This is a genomic window from Streptomyces atroolivaceus (genome assembly GCF_000717025.1).
GTDB lineage: Bacteria > Actinomycetota > Actinomycetes > Streptomycetales > Streptomycetaceae > Streptomyces > Streptomyces atroolivaceus.
This window is the reverse complement of the sequence record NZ_JNXG01000018.1, coordinates 95390-117321: the sequence shown is the minus strand read 5'-3', so window position 1 is coordinate 117321 and position 21932 is coordinate 95390. Positions and strand designations below refer to the sequence as shown.

The 21932-nt window shown below is 71.1% G+C and carries 17 protein-coding genes; 6 read left to right on the top strand and 11 right to left on the bottom strand.

The window, feature by feature from the left end; all coding sequences use genetic code 11:
* Positions 1 to 47 precede the first annotated feature (47 nt).
* Entirely contained in the window at positions 48 to 809 is a 762-nt protein-coding gene (locus OO67_RS29350; RefSeq protein ID WP_033304787.1) for a DeoR/GlpR family DNA-binding transcription regulator, read from the bottom strand.
* 441 nt (positions 810 to 1250) lie between these two features.
* Here OO67_RS29350 and OO67_RS29345 point away from each other — a divergent pair, with 441 nt between their 5' ends.
* The 3 genes from OO67_RS29345 (at position 1251) to OO67_RS29335 (ending at position 4560) form a co-directional block, all read left to right on the top strand.
* Positions 1251 to 2975 carry a lysyl oxidase family protein gene (locus tag OO67_RS29345; RefSeq protein WP_033304786.1) on the top strand — a complete coding sequence of 575 codons (1725 nt, stop codon included), beginning with the start codon at positions 1251 to 1253 and terminating at the stop codon, positions 2973 to 2975.
* A gap of 144 nt (positions 2976 to 3119) precedes the next feature.
* The gene (locus OO67_RS29340; RefSeq protein WP_033304785.1) at positions 3120 to 3905 is read left to right on the top strand and encodes an SAM-dependent methyltransferase; all 786 of its coding nucleotides are present in this window, start codon (positions 3120 to 3122) and stop codon (positions 3903 to 3905) included.
* Between the two features lie 25 nt (positions 3906 to 3930).
* Complete coding sequence (locus OO67_RS29335) at positions 3931 to 4560, top strand: class I SAM-dependent methyltransferase (RefSeq protein WP_033304784.1); 630 nt, start codon at positions 3931 to 3933, stop codon at positions 4558 to 4560.
* Between the two features lie 15 nt (positions 4561 to 4575).
* Here the strand turns inward: OO67_RS29335 and OO67_RS29330 are convergent, their stop codons facing one another.
* The 6 genes from OO67_RS29330 to OO67_RS29305 form a co-directional block, all read right to left on the bottom strand.
* The gene (locus OO67_RS29330; protein WP_033304783.1) at positions 4576 to 7278 is read right to left on the bottom strand and encodes a SpoIIE family protein phosphatase; all 2703 of its coding nucleotides are present in this window, start codon (positions 7276 to 7278) and stop codon (positions 4576 to 4578) included.
* A 10-nt stretch (positions 7279 to 7288) separates the two neighbouring features.
* Complete coding sequence (locus OO67_RS29325; protein ID WP_033304782.1) at positions 7289 to 9403, bottom strand: MMPL family transporter; 2115 nt, start codon at positions 9401 to 9403, stop codon at positions 7289 to 7291.
* A 117-nt stretch (positions 9404 to 9520) separates the two neighbouring features.
* Positions 9521 to 10267 carry a YqjF family protein gene (locus tag OO67_RS29320; RefSeq protein ID WP_033304781.1) on the bottom strand — a complete coding sequence of 249 codons (747 nt, stop codon included), beginning with the start codon at positions 10265 to 10267 and terminating at the stop codon, positions 9521 to 9523.
* A gap of 46 nt (positions 10268 to 10313) precedes the next feature.
* Positions 10314 to 11327: an NAD(P)/FAD-dependent oxidoreductase gene (locus OO67_RS29315; protein ID WP_033304780.1), complete on the bottom strand. Its 1014-nt coding sequence runs from the start codon at positions 11325 to 11327 to the stop codon at positions 10314 to 10316.
* Complete coding sequence (locus OO67_RS29310; RefSeq protein ID WP_033304779.1) at positions 11324 to 11851, bottom strand: isoprenylcysteine carboxyl methyltransferase family protein; 528 nt, start codon at positions 11849 to 11851, stop codon at positions 11324 to 11326. The genes OO67_RS29315 and OO67_RS29310 overlap by 4 nt, the downstream gene beginning before the upstream one ends.
* Before the next feature lie 13 nt (positions 11852 to 11864).
* Positions 11865 to 12923, bottom strand: a complete 1059-nt coding sequence (locus tag OO67_RS29305; RefSeq protein ID WP_033304778.1) for a type III polyketide synthase — start codon at positions 12921 to 12923, stop codon at positions 11865 to 11867.
* Positions 12924 to 13042: 119 nt separating this feature from the next.
* Between OO67_RS29305 and OO67_RS29300 the strand changes: the two genes are divergently transcribed.
* Positions 13043 to 13930 carry a UbiA family prenyltransferase gene (locus tag OO67_RS29300; RefSeq protein ID WP_033304777.1) on the top strand — a complete coding sequence of 296 codons (888 nt, stop codon included), beginning with the start codon at positions 13043 to 13045 and terminating at the stop codon, positions 13928 to 13930.
* Between the two features lie 52 nt (positions 13931 to 13982).
* Here the strand turns inward: OO67_RS29300 and OO67_RS29295 are convergent, their stop codons facing one another.
* Genes OO67_RS29295 through OO67_RS29285 form a run of 3 tightly spaced genes read right to left on the bottom strand, consistent with a single transcriptional unit; the run spans position 13983 to position 17178 of the window.
* Positions 13983 to 14882, bottom strand: coding sequence for a carbohydrate ABC transporter permease (locus OO67_RS29295; RefSeq protein WP_033304776.1), 900 nt, complete (start codon positions 14880 to 14882; stop codon positions 13983 to 13985).
* Complete coding sequence (locus OO67_RS29290) at positions 14879 to 15841, bottom strand: carbohydrate ABC transporter permease (protein WP_033304775.1); 963 nt, start codon at positions 15839 to 15841, stop codon at positions 14879 to 14881. Before OO67_RS29290 ends, OO67_RS29295 begins: the two co-directional genes overlap by 4 nt.
* Positions 15838 to 17178 (bottom strand): extracellular solute-binding protein, encoded by a 1341-nt coding sequence (locus OO67_RS29285; protein WP_033304774.1) that lies wholly within the window; start codon positions 17176 to 17178, stop codon positions 15838 to 15840. Before OO67_RS29285 ends, OO67_RS29290 begins: the two co-directional genes overlap by 4 nt.
* A 463-nt stretch (positions 17179 to 17641) precedes the next feature.
* On the opposite strand from OO67_RS29285, the gene OO67_RS29280 reads away from it, so the two are divergent.
* On the top strand, positions 17642 to 18556 hold the full coding sequence (locus OO67_RS29280; RefSeq protein WP_033304773.1) for an AurF N-oxygenase family protein: 915 nt from the start codon (positions 17642 to 17644) through the stop codon (positions 18554 to 18556).
* Between the two features lie 9 nt (positions 18557 to 18565).
* The gene (locus OO67_RS29275) at positions 18566 to 20233 is read left to right on the top strand and encodes an FAD-dependent oxidoreductase (protein WP_033304772.1); all 1668 of its coding nucleotides are present in this window, start codon (positions 18566 to 18568) and stop codon (positions 20231 to 20233) included.
* 72 nt (positions 20234 to 20305) lie between these two features.
* On the opposite strand, the gene OO67_RS29270 is transcribed toward OO67_RS29275, so the two are convergent.
* The gene (locus OO67_RS29270; RefSeq protein WP_033304771.1) at positions 20306 to 21664 is read right to left on the bottom strand and encodes a lysine N(6)-hydroxylase/L-ornithine N(5)-oxygenase family protein; all 1359 of its coding nucleotides are present in this window, start codon (positions 21662 to 21664) and stop codon (positions 20306 to 20308) included.
* Between the last annotated feature and the right edge of the window lie 268 nt (positions 21665 to 21932).

Here is a 21932-nt window from a genome sequence, read left to right as displayed (position 1 = left end):
GACCAGGTCGGCGGGGTGTGGGGACGGCGGTTCCCGGGTCGGTCCGGTCAGACCCGCACGACGTTCGGGCCGAGGAGCGAGTATCGCTGCGCCTCCGCCGACGGCAGCCCGGTGTCGGTGACGATCGCCTCGAAGTCGCCGACACCGGCGAAACGGCAGAAGCTCACCGCGCCGAACTTCGAGTGGACCCCGGCGAACACACGGCGCCGGGCGCTGCGCATGGCCTGTGCCTTGACTTCGCCGACCGCCGGGTCCGGGGTGGTCAGCCCGTACTGGCGGGAGATGCCGTTGGCTCCGACGTACGCCAGGTCGATGACGAAGTCGGCGAGCATGCGGGTGGCCCAGTGGTCGACCGTCGCCATGGTGCTGCCGCGCAGCCGCCCGCCGAGCAGGAGCACGGAGGTCTTCTCCGCGTCCGCGAGGACCGTCGCGACGGCCAGAGAGGCGGTGACCACGGTCAGCGGCCGGTCACGGGGAAGGGCTTCGGCTATGAGCTGCGGGGTGAAGCCCTCGTCGATGAAGACCGTCTCGGCGTCGCCGAGCAGATCCGCGGCGGCTGTCGCGATCCGTGACTTCTGCGGCACGTGGTGCGTGGTGCGCATGGCCAGGGTCGTCTCGAACCCGGCGCTCTCGACCGGGTACGCGCCACCGTGCGTGCGCCGTACGAGACCGTGCTCCTCGAGCGTGTGCAGATCGCGCCTGATGGTCTCCTTGGCCACCTGGAACCGTTCGGCCAGCTGATTCACGTCGACGGAACCGTCCTGTCGGGCCGTCTCGAGAATTCCTCGTCGGCGTTCCTCGGTGCCCACGCCACCATCCCTGCGCTAGTGCGAATCCGGTGTGGGCCCGGCGTCCGTTCGGGCCCACGCATTGTTTGTACAAGCAGAAACGGTTGTTCGACCAGCTTCTTCGCCCCCTGGCCTGTGCCCGTTCACGCCCGTTTCATCTCCGGCCTCCGCGCTGGTGGCGGGCTTGCGGTGACGACCGGGCAGCGGGGCGATGCCTGTTTCACCCCCGGTGGCGCCCGTTTCGCGCCCGTCAGCGGTCACGCAGGCGCAGGGGCTTCTAGCACAGCCATCTCAAGATCACGTCAGGAACAGCCTGAAAATGTCTCATTGCACACCTCAATGCCTGATTTCGGCCAACAATCCCTGCCGACGGGGACTTCGGACAACCTGCGGCCATGGTTGCCCTCTCTCACGGGCAAAGCGAATCCACTGCCCCACGGGGCACTCGGACATCGGAGAACGATGAGCAACAGAACCCCCCGCAGCCGCCTGTGGCGTCCGGCGGTCGCGGCCGCCGCGGCGATCGTCGTGACCGCGGGCGTCGTCGCGGCAGCGCCCGACAGCAAGCAGGCGAAGACGGGACCGCAGCTCGGCCTGGTCGCCGCGTCGAAGTCGGTGACACTCGACTCATGGAAGGAGGATCCGGGCGTCTATCTGGATCTGGGGACGTATCTCACGGCGTCCGGAGCGCCGCTCGAACTGCGGGTGACCCGGAAGAGTTACAAGGATCCGGTCGTCGCCACCCAGGTCATCCGAGAGGGGACGAAGACACGGACCAGGACCCTCCCCGAGGGCCTGGTGAAGGACTTCTCAGGGCTGCCGGACTTCATCCGCATCACGGTCAGGGACGCCGCGGGCAAGGCGGTGGTGAACCGTACGGAGCCGTTCTGCCCGAACAACGCCTCGGGCAGGATCCAGCCCGACGCCCCGGCCACGTCGAAGTATCCCGAGAGCTGCCCCACGAATCCCTTCACGCTCGGCTCGGTGTGGGGTGTCGAGAACGGATGGGCGTCCAACACGTACGCCGGCTATTACGCGGCGCCGGTCGCGCTCCCGGCCGGGACGTACACCGCGGAGGTGGCCGTCACCCAGCGCTACCGCGACCTGTTCAAGATCGACGCCAAGCCGCAGACCGTCAAGGTGACGGTGCGCGAGCGCAGTTGGGAGGAAGGGAGCGCCGCCGCCGAGGCGGGCGCCCGCTCCGCGACGGGGCACGCCGCCCATGGAGCCGGACACTCGGGCCACACCGGCCACACCGGCCACACCCCGGCGCGTACACCCGCTCCGGTGTCCGGAACCACCGGTGCGGGCCCCTCGTACAACGTGGGCCACGGCCCTCACCCGCCCGCGCCCGCCGCGGTGCCCTGGGCCGCCAAGCGCTCGGGACTCCGCTCGGCGCAGGGCGACGGGCCGGGGCGCACGGACGGCTCCCGGCAGGCACCCGCGGAACGGCCGAACGCCAAGCGCCCCACGGGCACGGCGACCGTGCCGGACGTCCCCAAGCCCGACCTGCGCTCACTGCCCGCCTACGGCATCACCATCGGTGAGGGTGACGGCGGCACGCCGGGCAAGGACTATCTGGCCTTCAGCGCCAACGTGTGGAACGCGGGGCCGGCACAGCTCGTGGTGGACGGTTTCCGCAAGCCGGGCAACGAGCTGATGGACGCCTACCAGTACTTCTACGACGCCTCGGGCAAGCAGGTCGGCTACACCCCCACCGGGACCATGGAGTGGGACCCCAGGCCGGGGCACGAGCACTGGCACTTCACCGACTTCGCGAGCTACCGGCTGCTGAAGGCCGACCGGAAGGAGACCGTGCGCAGCGGCAAGGAGGCCTTCTGCCTGGCCAACACCGACGCGGTCGACTACACGGTGAAGAACGCCAACTGGCACCCGGACAACACCGATCTGTCCACGGCCTGCGGCCAGGAGAACTCCATCTCCGTACGGGAGGTGCTCGACGTGGGATCCGGTGACACGTACACCCAGGACCTTCCCGGCCAGTCCTTCGACATCACGGGTCTGGCGAACGGCACCTACTACATCCAGGTGCTCGCCAACCCGGAGAAGCGTCTCAAGGAGACCGACCTCGACAACAACAGCGCCCTCCGGAAGGTGGTCCTGGGCGGCAAGCCCGGCGCCCGCACGGTGACCGTACCCAAGCACGACCTGGTCGACGCGCCCTGACACGCGGCCCGAGGACGCGGCTCCCGGGGCTGTCCCCGGGAGCCGCTGCTCCACCCGCGGCGTCAACGACGGTCCCGCGCGGACGAGTTGCTGTGGCAGACTTCGCAGGTGGAGCGGTCCACCTCATCTGCAACGGAGCTCGTCATGACGACTGGGACACCTCACCCCCCGATCGACACCAGCAGGCCCCACTCGGCACGCGTCTACGACTCGCTGCTCGGCGGCAAGGACAACTACCCGGTGGACCAGGCGGTGGCCGAGCATCTGCCGGCCGAGGCGAAGGCCGGGGCGTTCCAGAACCGTGCCTTCATGAACCGCTCCACGGCCTGGCTGGCACGTGAGGGTGTCACCCAGTTCCTCGACATCGGTACGGGGATCCCGACCGCGCCGAACCTGCACCAGATCGCCCAGGAGATCAACCCGCATTCCCGGATCGTCTACTGCGACAACGACCCGATCGTCCTGCGGCACGCGGAGGCCCTCCTGATCAGCCGGCCGGAGGGAGCCACGGACTACGTGCACGCGGATGTGCTCGAGCCCGCCACGATCATCGAGGCGGCTCGCAAGGTCCTGGACTTCGACCGGCCCATCGCTCTCTCGCTCCTGGGTCTTCTCCACTTCCTCCCCGACGAACAGGACCCGCAGGCCATCGTGCGCACGCTGGCGGCCACCCTCGCGCCGGGCAGCTACGTGGTGCTGTCCCAGGGCGCGTCCGACGTGAACCCCGAGCGCGGGGAACAGGGCGCGGCCGAGTACGGCAAGGGCGGCATCCGGCTCGCGCTGCGCACCCGCGACGAGTTCGCCCGCTTCTTCGACGGCCTGGACATCGTCGAGCCGGGTCTGGTGACGGCTCCCGAATGGTTCCGCGGTACCCCGGCCCCCGAGCAGGAGTTCAGCGGCGTCTACGTCGCCGTCGCCCGTATCCCGTAGGCACGGTCCGGAAGGGGGTGTCCTCATGGCCGAGGGCCACCAGCACGCGGCAGCCGAGACGTTCGACGCCATCGGGGCCGACTACGAGACGGCCTTCACCGGCTCGGCCGCGCACCACGCCTCCCTGCACCGGCTGCTGGAGCATCTGGCGCCGCACAGCCGCGTTCTGGACGTCGGCAGCGGGACGGGCCGGCCGACCGCCCACACGCTGACGGCCGCCGGGCACGAGGTGCTGGGTGTCGATGTCTCACCCGTCATGGTGGACCTGGCCTCCCACCGCGTTCCCGGGGCCTCCTTCCGCTGCGCCGACATCCGTGCGTTCCCCCTGGAGGAGGAGAGCTTCGACGCGGTCTGCGTCTACTTCTCGCTGCTGCAGATGTCACGCGGCGAGCAGCGCTCGCTCGTACGACGCCTGGCGGGGTCGCTCAGGCCGGGCGGCCGTCTGGTACTGGCGACCGTGCCGCTGGACGTGGAAGGCGTGGACGCCGTCTTCATGGGCCGGCCGGTACGGGTGACAAGCTTCGGCGCCGAGGCGGTCAGGGCGCTGGTGACGGGTGCCGGGCTCACCGTCACGCACGAGGAGGACGCGGTGTTCACGCCGTCGCACCCGGGCGCGGTGCCCGAACCCCACCTCTTCCTGGACTGCCGCCGGTGACCTGACGGGGCTCGGTCACCCGACTCCGTTCATCTCCGGCTGCAGCGGCTGTTCCGTCCAGATGACCTTTCCGCCGTCGTCGGTGTAGCGGGTGCCCCAGCGTTCGGCCAGTTGGGCGACGAGGAACAGTCCCCTGCCTCCCTCGTCCATGCTGGCCGCCTGGCGCAGATGGGGCGATGTGCTGCTGCGGTCCGACACCTCGCAGATGAGGGTCCGGTCGCGGATCAGACGGACGCGGATGGGTCCGGTGGCGTAGCGGATGGAGTTGGTGACCAGTTCGCTGAGGATCAGCTCGGTGGTGAACGCCTCCTCGGTCAGATTCCACTCGGTGAGCTTCCGGGACACGTCGGAGCGGACCGTGGCGACCGCCGAGGGGTCGGAGGGCACGTCCCACTCGGCCACGTTCTCTGCGGCGAGACGACGGGTGCGGCCGACGAGCAGCGCGACGTCGTCACGCGCCCGCGCGGGCACCAGGACGCGCAGGACGGCCTCGCAGGTCTCGTCCGGGGTCCGGTCGGGGTGTCCGGACAGCGTGTCGCGCAGCAGCTCCAGTCCTTCGTCGATGTCACGGTGCCGCTCCTCGACGAGCCCGTCCGTGTAGAGCACCAGCCGGCTGTTCTCCGGGAGCTCTACGTCGAGGGTCGCGAAGGGCATGCCACCGAGCCCCAGAGGCGGGCCGCCGGGCACATCGGCGAACGCGGCGTCGCCGTCGGGGCCGACGATCACCGGCTGGAGGTGTCCGGCCCGCGCCATGGTGCAGCGCCCGGAAGCCGGGTCGTAGATCGCGTAGAGGCAGGTGGCCCCCGTGACGCCACCTCCCTCCGAGCCCTCGGCCGACTCGTCCAGATCGATGCGGGCGACGAGCTCGTCCAGGTGCCACAGCAGCTCGTCGGGGGGCAGATCCAGGGTGGAGAAGTTGTGGACCGCCGTGCGCAGGCGCCCCATGGTGGCGGCGGCGTGGAGCCCGTGCCCGACCACGTCGCCGACCACGAGCGCGACCCGGGCGCCGGGCAGCGGGATGATGTCGAACCAGTCCCCGCCGACACCGCCCAGCCCGCCGAGCCCTGCCTGGGCGGGGAGGTACCGGAAGGCTGCGTCGATGGCGCTCTGGTCGGGAAGTCCCTGCGGCAGCAGGCTGCGCTGCAGGGTGACCGCCACGTTGTGCTCGCGCGAGTAGCGGCGCGCGTTGTCTATGCTCACCGCGGCACGGGCCACGAGCTCCTCCGCGACGGACAGGTCCTCGTCCTCGAAGGGTTCGGGCGTCTGGGCCCTCCAGAACAGGGCCACGCCCAGGATCACTCCCCTGGCCCGCATCGGGACCGCGAGCATCGAGTGGAATCCGCACTCCATGAGGCGTTCGGCGCGTTCGGGGTCCTGCTGCTGCCAGCCGGAGAGCTGTGTCAGATCGGTGTCGAGGACGGCTTCGCCCCTGAGCAGGCCGGCACCGATGTCGGTGGTGGGCGGGAAGCGGACCACCGAGCCGAGGGTATAAAGCCCTGTGTCGTCGCGGGCCCCGCTGAAGGCCGAGCGGCGCAGCCCGTCGGTGGTGGCCCGGGCGGCCGTGGGTTCCTCGCCGCGCAGCACCCCCTCGGCCAGATCCACGGTGGCGTAGTCGGCGAACCTGGCCGTGGCGAAGTCCGCCAGCTCCTCGCACGTCCGTACGACGTCCAGGGCTGTGCCGATCTCCGTTCCGGCGTCGTAGAGGAGCTTCAGCCTGCCGCGCGCCATCGCGGCGCTGCCCGTGAGGGCCTGCAGTTCCGTGGTGTCCCGCAGGGTCGTCACGCTGCCGGGCGGTCCGCCGTTCCGGTCGGTGGCGCGCTGGCTGACGGCCAGGAGGCGGTCGCCCACGGAATGCACCTCGTCGGTCGCGCTGCGTCCCGAGGTCAGCAGTCCGGTGGTGACCGGGCCGAGCCCGAGCTCCGCGACGGGCTTGCCCTCGACGTCCGGGGCGAGGCCCAGGAGCCTTCGCGCCTCGTCGTTGGCCAGCAGCAGACGCCCGTCGCCACCGACGATGAGCACACCCTCCCGCACGGCGTGCAGAACCGCGTCGTGGTGCTCGTACATCCGGGTCATCTCGGTCGGGCCGAGACCGTGGGTCTGGCGTTTCAGGCGTCTGGTGACCAGCGCCGTACCTCCCATGGTGAGGAGCAGTACCCCGGCGGCCGCCCCGAACAGGAGGGGGAACTGGTTCTCGACGACGCCGCTCACGTTCTTGATGGTGATCCCGGCCGACACCAGGCCGACGACTTCGCCGTCCGCGCCCGTCACGGGAACCACGGCCTGGACGAGTGGGCCGATGGTCCCGTCGACCTTCTCGGTCACGACACGGCCGTCCAGAGCGGGTGCCACCTCACCGACGAACTTCTTGCCGATCCGGTCGGGCAGTGGGTGCGTGTAGCGGACGGCGTCCAGGTTCATGACGACGATGAAGTCGACCCCGGAACCCTTCCGCGCCGCTTCCGCCTTCGGCTGGAGCACGGCGGTGGGGTCGGGGCCCTCCAGGGCGGCTTCGGTGCCCGGGGCGTTCGCGAAGGTCTCGGCCACGGCGACCGAGCGGTTGCGGGCTTCGCGTTCGCTGGCGGCGCGGGACTGCAGCACGAGCGCGGCCACGGAGGCAGCGACGAGCAACACCACGATCGCCACCTGCAGGAGAAAGACCTGACCAGCGAGGCTTCTCATCCGGAGAAACGAACGCGGGCGGCCGTAGCGTCCGGCCATGTCCCCCTTTTTACACGGCTTCCCGCTTCCTCGCCGCCCCGCCGTCCTCGCGGGCCAGCGCGTGCGGCCACCACACACGCGGTCCGATGTCCAGGAAGAGGGAGGTGACCAGCACGGACCGCACGACGAAGGTGTCCAGGAGCACGCCCAGTGCGACCGCGAAGCCGATCTCGGCGAAGGCCACCACCGGGAGGGTCCCGAGGGCGGCGAAGGTGCCGGCCAGGACCAGGCCTGCCGAGGTGATGACCGCCCCAGTGGCGGCGAGCCCGGTGACCACACCCGCGCGGGTGCCCTGGTGCAGGGCCTCCTCGCGGATGCGGGTGGCCAGGAAGATGTTGTAGTCGATGCCGAGCGCCACCAGGAACACGAAGACGAAGAGCGGGAAGTCCGTCGTCTCGCCCGCGTAGTCGAAGACGTGGCGGAAGACGAGCGCGCTCACGCCGAGAGCGGCGGCGAAGGACAGGACGACCGTCGCGATCAGCAGCAACGGTGCCAGCAGGGCGCGCAGCACCAGTGCGAGGATGATCAGGACGACCAGCAGCACCAGGGGAATGATCAGCAGGTTGTCGTGCCGGGTGGCGGCGTCCATGTCGAGAGCCGCCGCGGTGTCTCCGCCCACCTGTGCGTCCGCGCCCGGGATCCGGTGCACGGCCTCCCGGATCCGTTCGACCGTGTTCCTGGCCTGCTCGCTGTCCGCCGCGTCGGTCAGGGTCGCCTCGAAGATCACCCGTCCGTCGTGCTCCGGGCGGGCTCCGGGCGGCAGGACGAGGGATCCCGGGACCACTCCGCGGGTTTTTTCGACGGTCGTACGTACCTGGGCACCGCGGTCCACCGCCGCGATGACGACGAGCGGGCTTCCGCTGCCGGCCGGGAAGTACCGGTTCTGTACCTCCTGTCCCGCGATGGAGTCCGGCTTGTCGGGAAAGGAGTCGGCGTTGCTGAGTCCCGCCGCGCGCAACTGGACGAGCCCCAGTGACAGTGCCGCGAGCACCAGGGCGGTGGCCACCCAGATCCTGCGTGGGTGCACGGCGAGCCGCTGCCCGGTCCGGGCCCAGAACCCGTGCTCGGTGGGCTCGGGCGTGCCGAAGTGCGGGACGACCGGCCAGAAGACCCAGCGGCCGAAGATCACCAGGAGGGACGGGAGGAGCGAGAGCATGGCGATCAGGGCGACCGCCACACCGATCGCCGCCACCGGGCCGAGGCCACGGGTCGAATTCATCTCGGCGGCCAGCAGGACGAGCATGCTCAGCACCACGGTGCCGCTGCTGGCCAGCACGGCGGGCCCCGCACGGTGCAGCGCCCGGGCCATGGCCTCGTGCCGGTCCTCGTGACGTCGCAGCTCCTCGCGGTAGCGGGCGACGAGGAGCAGGGCGTAGTCCGTGCCGGCGCCGAAGACCAGCACGGTGAGGATGCCCGCGCTCTGTCCGTTCACGGTGAGGCCCGCGTGCGCCGCGAGCAGGTAGATGAGGGCCTGCGCGGTGAGGAGAGCGGCGACGACCGCTACCACGGGCAGTACGAGCAGCGTCGGACTGCGGTAGGTGATCAGCAGCATGACGATCACGACGGCGAGGGCGGCGAGGAGCAGGGTCGAGTCGATACCCGAGAAGGCCTCGGAGGAGTCGGCCGCGACCCCGCCCGGGCCGGTGACGTGGACGTCGAGTCCTCCCCCGCTGCTCCCCACCACGTTCCGCACGGAGTCGACGGCGGGGCCGATCCGCTCCCAGCCCTTCTCGTCCATGATGACGGGCACGAAGATCTGGGCGGCCGCCGGGGCGGTCTTGCGGTCGTAGAGCGGGCCGCGGGTCTCCTCACCCCTGACGCCGTGGGCGCGCAGCCTCGTCAACTGCCGCTTGTCCTCGGCGATACGGCTGCGGTCCGCCCCGGTCAGGCCGCCCTCGCGTGCGTACACGACGACGGCGGTGATGATCTCGGGCCGGAAACCCTTGGACTCCTCCCAGACCTGGGTGGATTCGGCGCTGCTCGGAAGCCAGGACGTGGCGTCGTTGTCCTGGGCGTCCATGAGCTTCCCGGCGAGCGGTGCCGCCAGGACGAGGACGACGAGCCAGAACACCACGACGAGCCACTTGGTGCGCCGTCCGCACAGCAGCCGGGCCACATCGCGCATACCGCTCCCCCGCTCCGTCCTGTTCCGTGGCGGCGACAGTAGAGGGGCGCGGGTGCGGGCGGGCCGGCGACATGCCGTGGAAGCCGCCCACCGGCCTCGGTCGGACCATCACCCGAGTCAGGGGCGGGCAGGCCGGCCGAAGCGCACCGGGACTCCTGGCGAGTAGAGCACGCTCAGCGGTTCCCCGGCGGGCGCGGGCAGTCCCGCCGCCGCCACCAGGCTCTCGTCGCACTCGATGAGCTGCGCACGGTGCAGGGGCCAGCGGGGGTGGGCGTTCGGGAGATACATCGGGCGTCCGTGGAAGGTGCTGTGCATGCCCCAGCGTGCGGTCAGGAAGTGTTCGAGCTCGCTGGGTGCCCCGATCCGCTCACCGGTGCGCACCACGATCCTGCTGTGGGCACCACGGGGCCCGGGCGCACGCCGTCGGCTGGTGTAGGCAAGGATGTCGGCCTCGCGCCGGATCGTCATCCGGGACCACACGTACGGCAGGCGGAAGACGGTCCGGGCGACCACCACGGGGATCAGCCGGGAGGCGTCCAGCGAGCGGAAGACCACCCCGCGCCGGCCCTGCGCGTCCCGGGAGTACAGCCGGACGTTGGTCTCGGGGAAGGTGCCCAGGTACGGGATGCCCGGAAGCCGGAGCCACCCGACGCGGTACATCCGGAAGGCGACGAGTCCGACGTAGGTGACTCCGTCCAGGGTGTCCGGCACGGTCCCGGCGGGCAGCAGCGGTGCCACGTCCGCCGGGTCGGCCGCCCAGTGCACGAAGGCCAGGTCGAGCCAGGACTGCGTCATCAGCGGCTTCATCGCCGGATGGGGCGGGTCGGGGGTGACGGGCTGCGGCGTACGGGGTGTGGGCGGCACCCCGACAGGATGGCAGAGCCACCGGCAGCTCCCGTCCGGCCGCCGGCTACTGCAGGGCACGCACCGCGGCGCTGAACAACGGGGGCAGCCGGTGTGCGGCGGGCACGATCAGCCCGGCGGTCAGCGGATGTGCCGCGGCTCCCAGCAGCGCCCCGGTGAGCAGTCGGTGCCGCCGCGTCAGCCGCGCCCACCGCGCCGGATAGGCGTCCGGCCGGCCCGCGACGAGGCAGTCGACCGCCGCCGACGCGGTGGCCGCCGCCAGCGCGATGCCCTCGCCGGTGAGTGCGTCCACGTAGCCGGCCGCGTCCCCCGCCAGCAGGACCCGGCCGGCTCTCGGTGCGCTCGCCGCCTGGCGCAGGGGCCCCGCCCCGCGTACCGGACCCGCCTCCAGGCCCCGGAGCGCGCGGGCCAGCGCGGGGAAGGCGCAGAGGTGCTGCTCGTGGGAGCGGCGGTGGCGGCTGAGCACGGCGACGCCCACCAGCCCCTCCCCCACCGGCGTCACGTACGCCTCGCCCTCGCGCGACCAGTGGACTTCCACGAAGTCCGTCCAGGGGGCGATCCGGTAGTGGCGGCGCAGCCCGTATCTGCGCGGTGCGGGGCAGGGGCGCTCGAGGCCGAGTGCCCGGCGCACCGGTGAGTGCAGCCCGTCGGCGGCGATCAGCCAGCGAGCGGTCAGCCCGGCCGTCGTGACGCTGGCAGGTCCTTGGCGCACCTCGGCCGCCCGGCCCGTGACGACGCGTACCCCGAGCTCCCTGGCCCGGCGGTGGAGAGCGGAGTGCAGCTCGGTCCGCCGGACTCCGAGGCCGGGGCCGCCCCGGAAGGTCGCCTCTGCCTGCCGGGCACCCTCGACGTATCTGATCCCCCGGAGCCGGCTGCCGGCCGGAGTGACTCCCAGGGCGCGCAGGGCCGCCACTCCGCTGGGCATGATTCCCTCACCGCAGGCCTTGTCCACGGGCATGGGGCGGGGTTCGACGACGACGGCCTCCAGACCGGCCGCGGCGGCCCGGATCGCCGCCGCCAGGCCGGCGGGCCCGCCCCCCGCCACCAGGATGTCGATCACGCGCCTGCGTCCGCTCGCGCCAGGGGTGCCAGCGCGGCGTCCTCGCACGGAATGCGTACGGTCATGAGGGCCGCGTTGAGCACGGTGAACAGGACTGCGGTCACCCAGGCGCCGTGGACCAGGGGCAGAGCCGCTCCTTCGGCGGCGACCGCGACGTAGTTGGGGTGGCGCAGCCACCGGTACGGCCCGCCGGTCACCAGGGGCAGGCCCGGGACGACGATGACCCTGGTGTTCCAGCGCCGGCCCAGTGTGCGGACGCACCACCAGCGCAGTCCTTGTGCGGCGGCCACCACCGCGACCATGGTCCAGCCGAGCCACGGCAGGAACGGGCGGCCGGCCAGCCACGCCTCGGCGAGGCAGGCGGCGAGCAGCGCCGTGTGCAGGGCCACCATCACGGGGTAGTGCCCGCGGCCGGCTTCGGTCCCGCCCCGGGCCAGGCTCCACCGGGCGTTGCGCAGCGCCACCGCGAGCTCGGCGAGGCGTTCGGCGGCGACGGCCACCACGAGAGCCGTGTACCAGATCATGTCTTCCTCCGGACTACCAGCGCAGCAGCACCAGTTCGCAGCAGAAGCCGGGACCCATCGCCATCAGCAGACCGGGCGTCCCGCGCTCGGGCGTCCGCTGCTCCATCGTGTCCCGCAGGACGTGGAGGACCGATGACGAGGAGAGGTTGCCGACCTCGGCCAGCGAACGCCAGGTGACGTCGAGGGCCCCCTCGGGCAGGGAAAGGACGTCGGCGACGGCCTCCAGGACCTTCGGGCCGCCGGGATGACACACCCAGCGGGCGACGTCCTTCGGCTTCAGCCCGTGCTGTTCCAGGAAGCCGCTGACGTCCTCGGCGAGGTATCGGCGTACGACGTCGGGGACGGCGGGGTCGAGCACCACGGTGAAGCCGGAGCCCCTGATGTCCCAGCCCATGACGTGTCCGGTGTCCGGGTAGAGGCGGCTGCGGGTGTCGACCACCTCGGGGCCGTCCGCCGGATCCCGGTGGCCGCCTCCCACCAGTACCGCGGCCGCCGCGCCGTCGCCGAACAGTGCGGTGGCGACCAGGTTGGCAGGGCTCGCGTCGTCGCGTTGGAAGGTCAGCGAGCACAGTTCGACGGAGAGCAGCACCGCCACTCGCCCCGGCCGGGCGAGCAGGTAGTCGTGCAGCCGAGCGACCCCGGCGGCACCGGCCACGCACCCCAGTCCGAAGACGGGGAGCCGCTTCACGTCGGGGCGGAGCCCGAGACGTCCGACGAGCCGCGCGTCGATGGAGGGCGCCGCGACGCCGGTGACCGTGGTGAACATCAGGAGGTCCACGTCGGCGGGCCGCAGCCCGGCCTTGCGCAGGGCGCCGCTGACGGCTTCGGCCCCGAGGTCGACGGCCTCGGCGATGAACACGTCGTTCGCCGCACCGAAGCCTTCCAGCTCTCCGTAGCGTTCCAGGGGCAGCACCATGTTCCGGGTGCGTACGCCCGCGTTCGTGTGGATACGGTCCAGCACCCGGCGGTCCGATCCGGCGGGCAGGCAGACGCGCGCCACCATGTCGGTGACGTCCTCCTGGGCGTGGCGGTGCGGCGGCAGGACACCGTGGACAGCCGCGATCCGGGTCACCCTGGACACCGATTCGGAGAGGTCATGCCCCTCATCCTGCCGACATGGACGGCCGAATCAGCGCATATGGGACGCGCGGCTGCCGTGTTCGTCCGCACCGGGGTGCCTACGATCGCCCCGTGGACACCACGGAGCGGCCGCCGGCCCCCACGCGCGCCCTGGGCCTGCCGCGCTCGTCGGCGGGGCTCGTACTGTCCTGCCACCCGGGCCCGGTCGCGGCGGTGACCGTACTCGTCACCGCTCTGGCCGTCAGCTCCGGTCCAGGAGCCGGGCGCTGGGTCCTGGTCGCCACCGCCGTACTGACCGGACAGCTGTCGGTCGGCTGGTGCAACGACGCCTTCGACGCCCGCCGTGACGCCGAGGCCGCGCGCCCGGGGAAGCCGGTGGCCCGCGGGGCGGTGGGCCCGGGCACGGTCTGGAGCGCGGCCTTCGCCGCGCTGTCGCTGTGCGCGGTGCTGTCGCTCGCGTGCGGTGCCTGGGCGGGTGCGGCGCACCTGGCCGGAGTCGTGGCGGCATGGGCGTACAACCTGAAGCTCAAGGAGACGGTGCTGTCCTGGTTGCCGTACGCCGTCGGCTTCGGCAGTCTTCCGTGCCTGGTCGCCCTGAGCCTGCCCGGAAACCCCTGGCCCGCCTGGTGGGCCGTGGCGGCAGGCGCTCTGCTCGGCGGCGCGGCCCATCTGGGCGATGTGCTGCCGGACATCGAGGCGGATCTGCGGGCGGGCATCCGCGGCCTGCCGCAGCGGCTGGGTCCGGCCCGCACCCGGCTTCTGCTGCCCCTCCCGTTGACGGCCGCCACCGCGGTGCTGGTCCTGGGGCCCGCGGGGGCGCCCGCCGGCCGGGACTTCGCCGTGCTGTCCGGGGTCGCCCTGTGCACCGTGGTGGCGACGACGGTGCACATCGGCCCACGGCCGGTCAGGGCCTGGCGCAAGGCGGCACTCGCCGGGACGGTGGCGGTCGCCTCGGCGGATGTGGCGCTGCTTCTGGCTCGGGGCACCGATATCGTCTGAGCCCGTACGGACGCGGTGCCGTCCGCACGGGCCCGGAGACCACGCGCCCCCCCTACTGTCCGGCGAGACCCGTGTGCGCGATGCCTTGCACGATCTGCCGCTGGAAGAACGCGAAGACGATCAGGAGCGGCGTCCCCGCGATCACGAGCGAGGCCATGATCTGGGCGTACCGCACCCCGAAGGTCGACTGGACGTTGACGAGACCGACGGGCAGGGTCATGCCGCCGGGGTCGGTGGTCACGAGGAACGGCCACAGGAAGTTGTTCCAGGTGGAGATGAAGGTGAAGATCGCCACGGCCGCCAGCACGGGCCGGGACAGCGGTATGACGATCGTCCAGAACACCCGCCAGCGGCCGGCTCCGTCGACGAAGGCCGCCTCCTCCAGTTCCCTCGGCACGCCTTCGAAGAACTTGACCAGGATGAACACCATGGCCGGCACGGCGACCTGGGGCAGGATCACACCCCAGTAGGTGTCGACGAGGCCCAGCTGGACCATCTCGCGGAACAGGGGGGCGATGAGCACCTGCGGGGGCACCATGATGCCCGCGAGCACCAGCCCGTAGAGCAGCCGCCGGCCGCGGAAGTCGGTTCGGGTGAATCCGTACGCGGCCATCGCGCACGTCACGACGGTCAGCAGGGTGGTCATGACGGAGATGTACGCCGAGTTCATGAGCCAGATCATCAGGTCGCCCGACTCCCAGACCTTGCTGTACGCGTCGAAGGTGACGCGCGAGCCGATCCAGGAGAGCGGGGTCCTCGTGGTGTCGCCCTCCGGCTTCAGGGAGGTGGCGACCGCCCAGGCGAGCGGCAGGAGCCAGGCCGCGGTGAGGAGCAGGGCGACGACGAGCAGGACGATCCTGCCGCGCGTCCAGCGCGGGCGGCGGCCCCCGGCGTCGGCGGGACGCTCGGTCCTCGGGGCGGGGCGGGTGGTGACGGTGGCGGAACCGCTCACTTCGCGGCCTCCTCAGCTCGGCGCCGGGACAGCAGCGGCTGCACCAGGGAGACGGTCAGGATCAGGGCGAAGAAGATGTACGAGACGGCCGAGGCGTAGCCGATGCGGTAGCCCGTGAAGCCCTGCTGGTAGACGTACTGGAGGATCGGCCGGGTGGACTCGTCGGGGCCGCCGCCGGTCATGATGTAGACCTGGTCGAAGATCTTCAGCGAGGCCAGTATCTGGAGGACCACGACCAGCCCGGTGGTGCGGCGCAGCATCGGCAGGGTGATGTGCAGGAGCCGGTTCCACGCGCCGGCCCCGTCCAGTTCGGCGGCCTCGTACAGATGCGCCGGAATGGCCTGGAGTGCGGCGAGATACAGCAGGAAGTTGAAGCCGACGGTCCACCAGACGGTGGTCGCCACGATGCTGAGCATGGCGTAGCGCTCGTCGGTCAGCCATCCGATCTCCGGCGTCAGCCCGACGGCGGCGAGCATCTGGTCGGCGAGGCCGAAGTCGGAGGGAAGGATCATGTTCAGGAACAGCAGGCAGACGACCCCGGACGGCAGCAGGAACGGGGCGAACCAGCTGAGCCGCCACAGCCACTGGACCACTTGCAACTGGTGGGCGAGCAGCGCCAGTACGAGACCGACGACGACGAGGGGAACGGTGGACAGGACCGTGAACCAGACGGTGTTCCACAGCGACGACCACACGTCGGGGTCGCGCACCGCCTCGGCGTAGTTGTCGAGGCCGACGAACTCTCCTCCGGTGCCGGTGATGTTCTCGCTGGTGAGGCTCATCCCCAGGCCGGATATGAGTGGCCAGATCAGGAACATGGCGTACACGAGGAAGAAGGGCGCGATGAAGACCAGACCGTGTTCGGTCCACTTCCTGCGCACGCCGCGTGCCGGACGTCCGGTGGCTCGCCCGGCGGGCTTCGCCACGGGTGCCGGCGCCGCCGCGGTGGTGGAGGTCATGACGCGGCTCCCGGGAGGGGGTTACGGGTGTCGAGGAGGGTCCGCAGCCGGGCCTTGGCCTCGGTCAGGGCGTTGCGCGGGCTCCGGGATCCGGTGAGAACCCCCGAGAAGACGGCGCCGAGCTCGATCCACAGCCGGGAGGCGGAGCCGGCGAACCACGCGGGTTCGTCCAGCGCCACGTCGTCGATCACGGTGCGGTACTCGGACTGCGGCTTCAGGGCGAGGTAGGCCGGATCGTCGAGCACCGGCAGATAGGCCGGCACGTGTCCGCCTTCGGCCCAGGCCACTGAGTTCTTGAGCATCCAGGCGACGAGCGTGTGCGCCGCCTCGTTCGTGGCGCCGCCCCGGTCCTCCTGGTGCGGCAGGACGAAGGCATGGCAGTCGGCCTGGGTGGCCGTGGTGCCGAAGAGCGCGGGGATACGGGTCATGGAGAACGGGAGTCCGGTGGTCGTGAACGTGCTGATCTCCCATTCACCGTTGAGGTGGAAGGCGGTCTTCCCGCCGTTGAAGACGCCGACGGACCCCGCGTAGTCGGCCCGGCGTACCATCAGCCCCTCCTCGACGAGCCGGGCCAGGTACTCCAGCACTCTCAGCGCCTTGGCGTCGTCGAGCGCCAGACGTTTCCCGTCCGCGGAGAGCACCGTGCCGCCGGTCTGGGCGTAGAAGCTGGAGAAGAGACGCCAGGGGGTGATGCAGTCGGGCCCGAGCGTCTCGGTCACCAGACCGGGTTGCCCGGTCGTCTTCTTCGCGGCGCGCAGTGCGTCGGCGAACTCGCCCGCGTCACTGATCGGTTTGAGCCGGCCGCCGGACATCAGCCCGGCCTTCTCGCAGACCTCGGTCTGGTAGTAGAGGACGAAGGGGTGGGTGTCGAGAGGGACTGCGTACTGCTTGCCACCCACCTGGCCCCGGCGCCAGATGTCCGGGGGGAAGTCCTTCTCCCGGACGCCGTGTTCGGCCAGCAGACCGAGGTCGAACGGGTCGAGGAGCCTGCCGGGGGCGAAGCCCGCGAGCCGGGCGAGGTGCAGGGCGGCGAGCTCGGGTGCCCTGCCACCGGCGCCCGCCATGCCGAGCTTGGTGTAGTACGGGGCGCCCCACTGCAGGGTCGAGGCCTCCAGGGCGATCTCCGGGTGCCCGGCCCTGAAGTCGTCCAGCAGCCCCTGCATGTTGACGCCGTCACCGCCGCCGAACAGATGCCAGTACCGCAGCAGGGTCTGCCCCGCGCCTGCGGCGGTTGCGGGCGCGGCGCAGCCGGACAGGGAGCCCAGGGCTCCGGCGGCGGCCAGGGCGCCGGCACCGCCCGCGAGGGCTCGGCGCCGACTGAGGAGGGGTGGTTGCATGGCGGCTCGTCTCGACTCGTCTCTGAGGTGCGGGGACGCGTGAAGGGAAGGCCGCACGTTCGATATTTCGACGCGCGCCCGCCACTTCGGACGGGACCGTAGGCGCGGGAAATGGTCGCGTCAATGACTCGCGCTGAAATTGCGAACAATGTTCGACATGCCGAACGTGCACCCCCTCTCCGCACTCCCGGCCGACGACAGGAACGCCCGCCCGTGGGCATACGCAAGGAGATATGGCGAGGATCGGCGCACATTTCTTACTCGGGGGTAGGCCCGCCCGGCATCCTTGCTATACCTTCCGTCTAACAAGGCGGGACAGAAGCCGCCCGGCCGGGGCCGGCGCCGGTCCGTCGTTCAGCGCTGCCGCCATCTCCGGTCAGCAGCGCCCTGCATGACGACCCGTCACAAAAGATCGCGCATGCGAAGCACCAAGGACATCACTGACGAACCGAGGAGCCGCACCATGGCAAGCAGCACCGTCCGACCGGATGCCGAGGGCCGGCCGCCCGAGGACCACCTCACCCGCCGCCTGCTCGAATCGGCTGCCACACTCGCGTACGACCCCGCCACGGAGGTCGACTGGGACACGCCGCTCGACAAGGAGTTCCACGGCGCGAGCCCGGAGTGGAGCACCCTGTACGGCACCGCGTACTGGGGCGAGCTGACCGAGGCGCAGCGCAAGGAACTGACGCGCCAGGAAGCCGCCTCGGTGGCCAGCACCGGCATCTGGTTCGAGATGATCCTTCAGCAGATGGTCCTGCGCGACGTGTACGCGAAGGACCCCACGAGCGCGGACGTCCAGTGGGCGCTGACCGAGATAGCCGAGGAGTGCCGGCACTCGATCATGTTCGCGCGCGGCGCGCAGAAGCTGGGCGCCCCGCCCTACCGGCCGCACCGCCTGGCGGTTGAGCTGGGGCGGGCCTTCAAGACACTCGCGTTCGGCGAGGCGGCGTACGCGGCCATTCTCGTGGCCGAAGAGGTCCTCGACGTCATGCAGCGCGACTGGATGCGGGACGAGCGGGTCGTGCCCTTCGTCCGCACCATCAACAACATCCATGTCGTCGAAGAGTCCCGGCACATGAAGTTCGCCCGCGCGGAGACCCGCAAGCACCTCAGCGGCGCCGGACCTGTGCGGCGCCGGATCAACGCGCTCGTCATCGCGATCGCGTCGTACGTCATCGTCACCAGCATGGTGAACAAGGACGTCTACGCCAACGCGGGACTCGACGGCAAGCGTGCCCTCGGCGAGGCGAAGGACAACGAGCACCACAAGTCGATGATGCGCTCGAGCTGTGCGGGCCTCATGGACTTCCTGGCCTCGGCCCGCCTGCTCACCAAGCCCGCCCTGGTGTTCTACAAGCGTGCCCATCTGATCTGAGCGGACGACATGACCTACGCCATCACCCAGACGTGCTGCAGTGACGCCACCTGTGTCTCGGTGTGCCCAGTCAACTGCATCCATCCGACGCCGGATGAACCGGACTTCGGCCGGACGGAGATGCTGTACATCGATCCCAGGTCCTGCATCGACTGCGGCGCCTGTGCCGACGCCTGCCCGGTGGAAGCGGTCTTCCCCGTGGACGGCCTCCCGGCCTCACAGCGGGAGTACGGCCCGCTCAACGCGGCGTACTTCGCGGACCGGGAGCCCGAACAGGACCCCCGAGGACCGAACTTCCACGTGTGGGGGGAGCCGACGTTCGAGCGCAGCCTGCCGTCGGACTTCGCACCGCTCCGGGTGGCGGTGGTGGGCACCGGACCGGCGGGGATGTACGCCGCCGAGGACCTGCTGCTGCACACGGGCGCCGAGGTGACCCTGATCGACCGGCTGCCGGTCGCGGGCGGGCTCATCCGCTACGGTGTGGCGCCGGACCACCTGTCGACGAAGAAGGCCGGCGACGCCTTCGCCAGGTTCCACACGCACCCGAGGGTGCGCATGCACCTCGGGCTGGAGGTGGGCCGGGACATCACCGCGGAGGAGATCGCCGCGCATCACGACGCGGTGATCTACGCCGTGGGCGCGTCGGCCGGCCGCAGGCTCGGGATTCCCGGCGAGGATCTGCCCGGCAGCGTCTGCGCCACCACGTTCGTCTCCTGGTACAACGCCCACCCCGACGTCGCACCGGACGCGGTGGACCTGTCCGCCGAGCGCGCCGTCGTGGTCGGCAACGGGAACGTCGCCCTGGACGCGGCGCGGATCCTGGTCTCCGACCCGGACGCACTGGCCGCCGGAGACATCGCCGGCCACGCGCTGGAGGCCCTGCGCTCGGGCTCGGTGCGCGAGGTGGTGCTGCTGGGGCGGCGGGGGCCCGAGGACGCGGCGTACACCAGGTCCGAGCTGCTCGCGCTCAGGCATCTGGCCGGCGTGGAGCTGGTCGTTGACGACCACGACCCGCGGACCGGTGCGGCGATCGACGGCGCGGCCCCGGGCGACCGGGCGGCGCTCCTGCGGGATGTCGACCGCCAGGTGGTGGACTGGTCCCTCCCGTCGCCGGCGGGCCGCCGCATCGTGTTCCGGTTCCACTCGGCACCGGTGGAGGCGCTCGGCGGCGACACCGTCCGCGCCGTACGGGTGACGGACGGCTCGGACGCCGAGAGCGGTACGACCGGCCGGGACATCCGGGCCGGGCTGCTGCTGAGGGCCGTCGGTCAGCGCGGACTGCCCGTCAGCGGGCTGCCGTTCGACGAGGCGACGGGCACCGTTCCCCACGAGGGCGGCAGGGTGACGGACCGGCCGGGCACCTACGTCGTGGGATGGATCAAGCGCGGCCCCACGGGTGGCATCGGTGCCAACCGGACCTGCGCCGCCGAGACCGTGGGCACACTGCTGGACGATGCCGTCGGCGGCACGCTTCCCTCGCCGGAGCACGGGGCGAAGGCGTTCCAGCGGCTGGTGCGACGCCGGAACCGGCGGGTCGTGGACGCCCGCGGCCTGGCGGAGATCGAGCGTGCCGAACTGGCGCTGGGCCGCCTTGCCGGGCGCCCCAGGGTCAAACTGGCGACGGTTCCCGAGCTGGTGGCGGCGGCGAGGGGCAGTCGGCTGCGGATTCCCGGCTGAACACCCCGCCCGGCCCGATGACGGAGTCGACGGGCCGGGCCCGCCGCCGGCGGCCGGGCGGAGGGAGCCGCCTCAGAGCGGAGTGCTGATCTCGTCGTCCACCACGTCGCGAGGCCGGCCGGACGCGTCGTTCTGCCCGCGCCCGACGATCGAGTCGAGGATCTCACCGACCCTGATCGCCGTGTTCGACAGCAGGGACGACGTGATGCCGTGGGTGTGCTCCGTGCCGCCCTGCAGATAGACGCCGCACCGCATACCGGGATCTGTCGCCACCCGGTAGTCGCGCTCGACACGGACCCGGCCCTGGGCGTCGAGACGGCAGCGCTCCCCGACCTCACCGAGGAGCCCGAGGGCGTCGGCGGGCAGGTAGCCGGTGGCGTAGACGACCACGTCGGCGTCCAGCGTCGTGCGCTCCCCGGTGACCAGCGACTCGACCGTGGTGCGGACCCTGTCCGGCGTCTCGACGGCGCCGACCACCCGTGAGACGTTGAGGAACCGCAGGCGCTCCGTCCCGAGGACCTTCTCCTGGTACGCCGTGCGGTAGAGGTCGTCGATGAGGTCGATGTCCACCACGGCGTAGTTGGTGTTCCCGTGATAGCCCATCAGTTTGCGCTTGGTCTCGTCCGGGGCGGTGAAGTACTCGTCGACCGCGTCCGGGTCGAAGATCCGGTTGGCGAATCCGCTGTCGTCGGCGGGGCTGTAGCCGTAACGGGAGAACACCGCACAGACCTCGGCCTCGGGGAAGCGGCGGTGGAGGTACGCCACGTTCTCGGCGGCGCTCTGACCGGCCCCGACCACGACGAAGCGGGACGGGGGCTCGGCCCCGTCGAGGCCCTCCACCCGGGCCAGCAGGTCGGACGTGTGCCACACGCGGTCCGTACGCTCGACGCCGTCGGGCATCTGCGGCCGCAGGCCCGTGCCGATCACGAGGTTGCGCGCCCTGTGGACCACGACCTCCGATCCCGAACGGGAGGTCACGTCCACGTACTCCACGACACCGTCGAGCACGACCGGACGGACGTCGATGACCTCGTGGCCGTAGGACACCATGTCGTCCACCTTGGCGGCGGCCCACTCGAAGTAGTCGTGGAACTCGACCCGCAGCGGGAAGAGGCTCTTGCCGTTGACGAAGTCGACCAGGCGCCCCTCGCTCTGCAGGTAGCACAGGAAGCTGAACTCGCTCGACGGGTTCCGCAGCGTCACCAGGTCCTTGAGGAAGGACACCTGCATCGTGGCGTCGTCGATCAGCATCCCGCGATGCCAGCCGAAGCGCGGTTGTCTCTCGAAGAAGTGAGCGGTGACGGCCTGCTGCCTGCCGACGCGTGAGTTGCGCTCGGTGAGCGCGATCGCCATGGCCACATTGGATGGTCCGAAGCCGATTCCTATGAGGTCGTGAACCGGTGGAACATCGTCGGGTGAAGCCGGTGACATGTCACTCCCATCGTGCGGGGGCAGCCGCTTTGCGGACGTGGGGAAAAGGGAACGAGGCACACCGACTGAGCGGCAGTCGGCGGAAACTTAGGTAAAGCTAACCTCATCTCACCCGCGCTGTCGACACGACGCGGGCGAGCACCCGTCAACTTCCCCCGCAGCCACAGGCATTGCACGCTTAGGTTAGGCTTGCTTTACTAAGTATTGTTCGTCGCCATTCGGAGGAGGAGCCCGTGCGGGTCGTCATGTCCGGCTACCGGACCCGGGG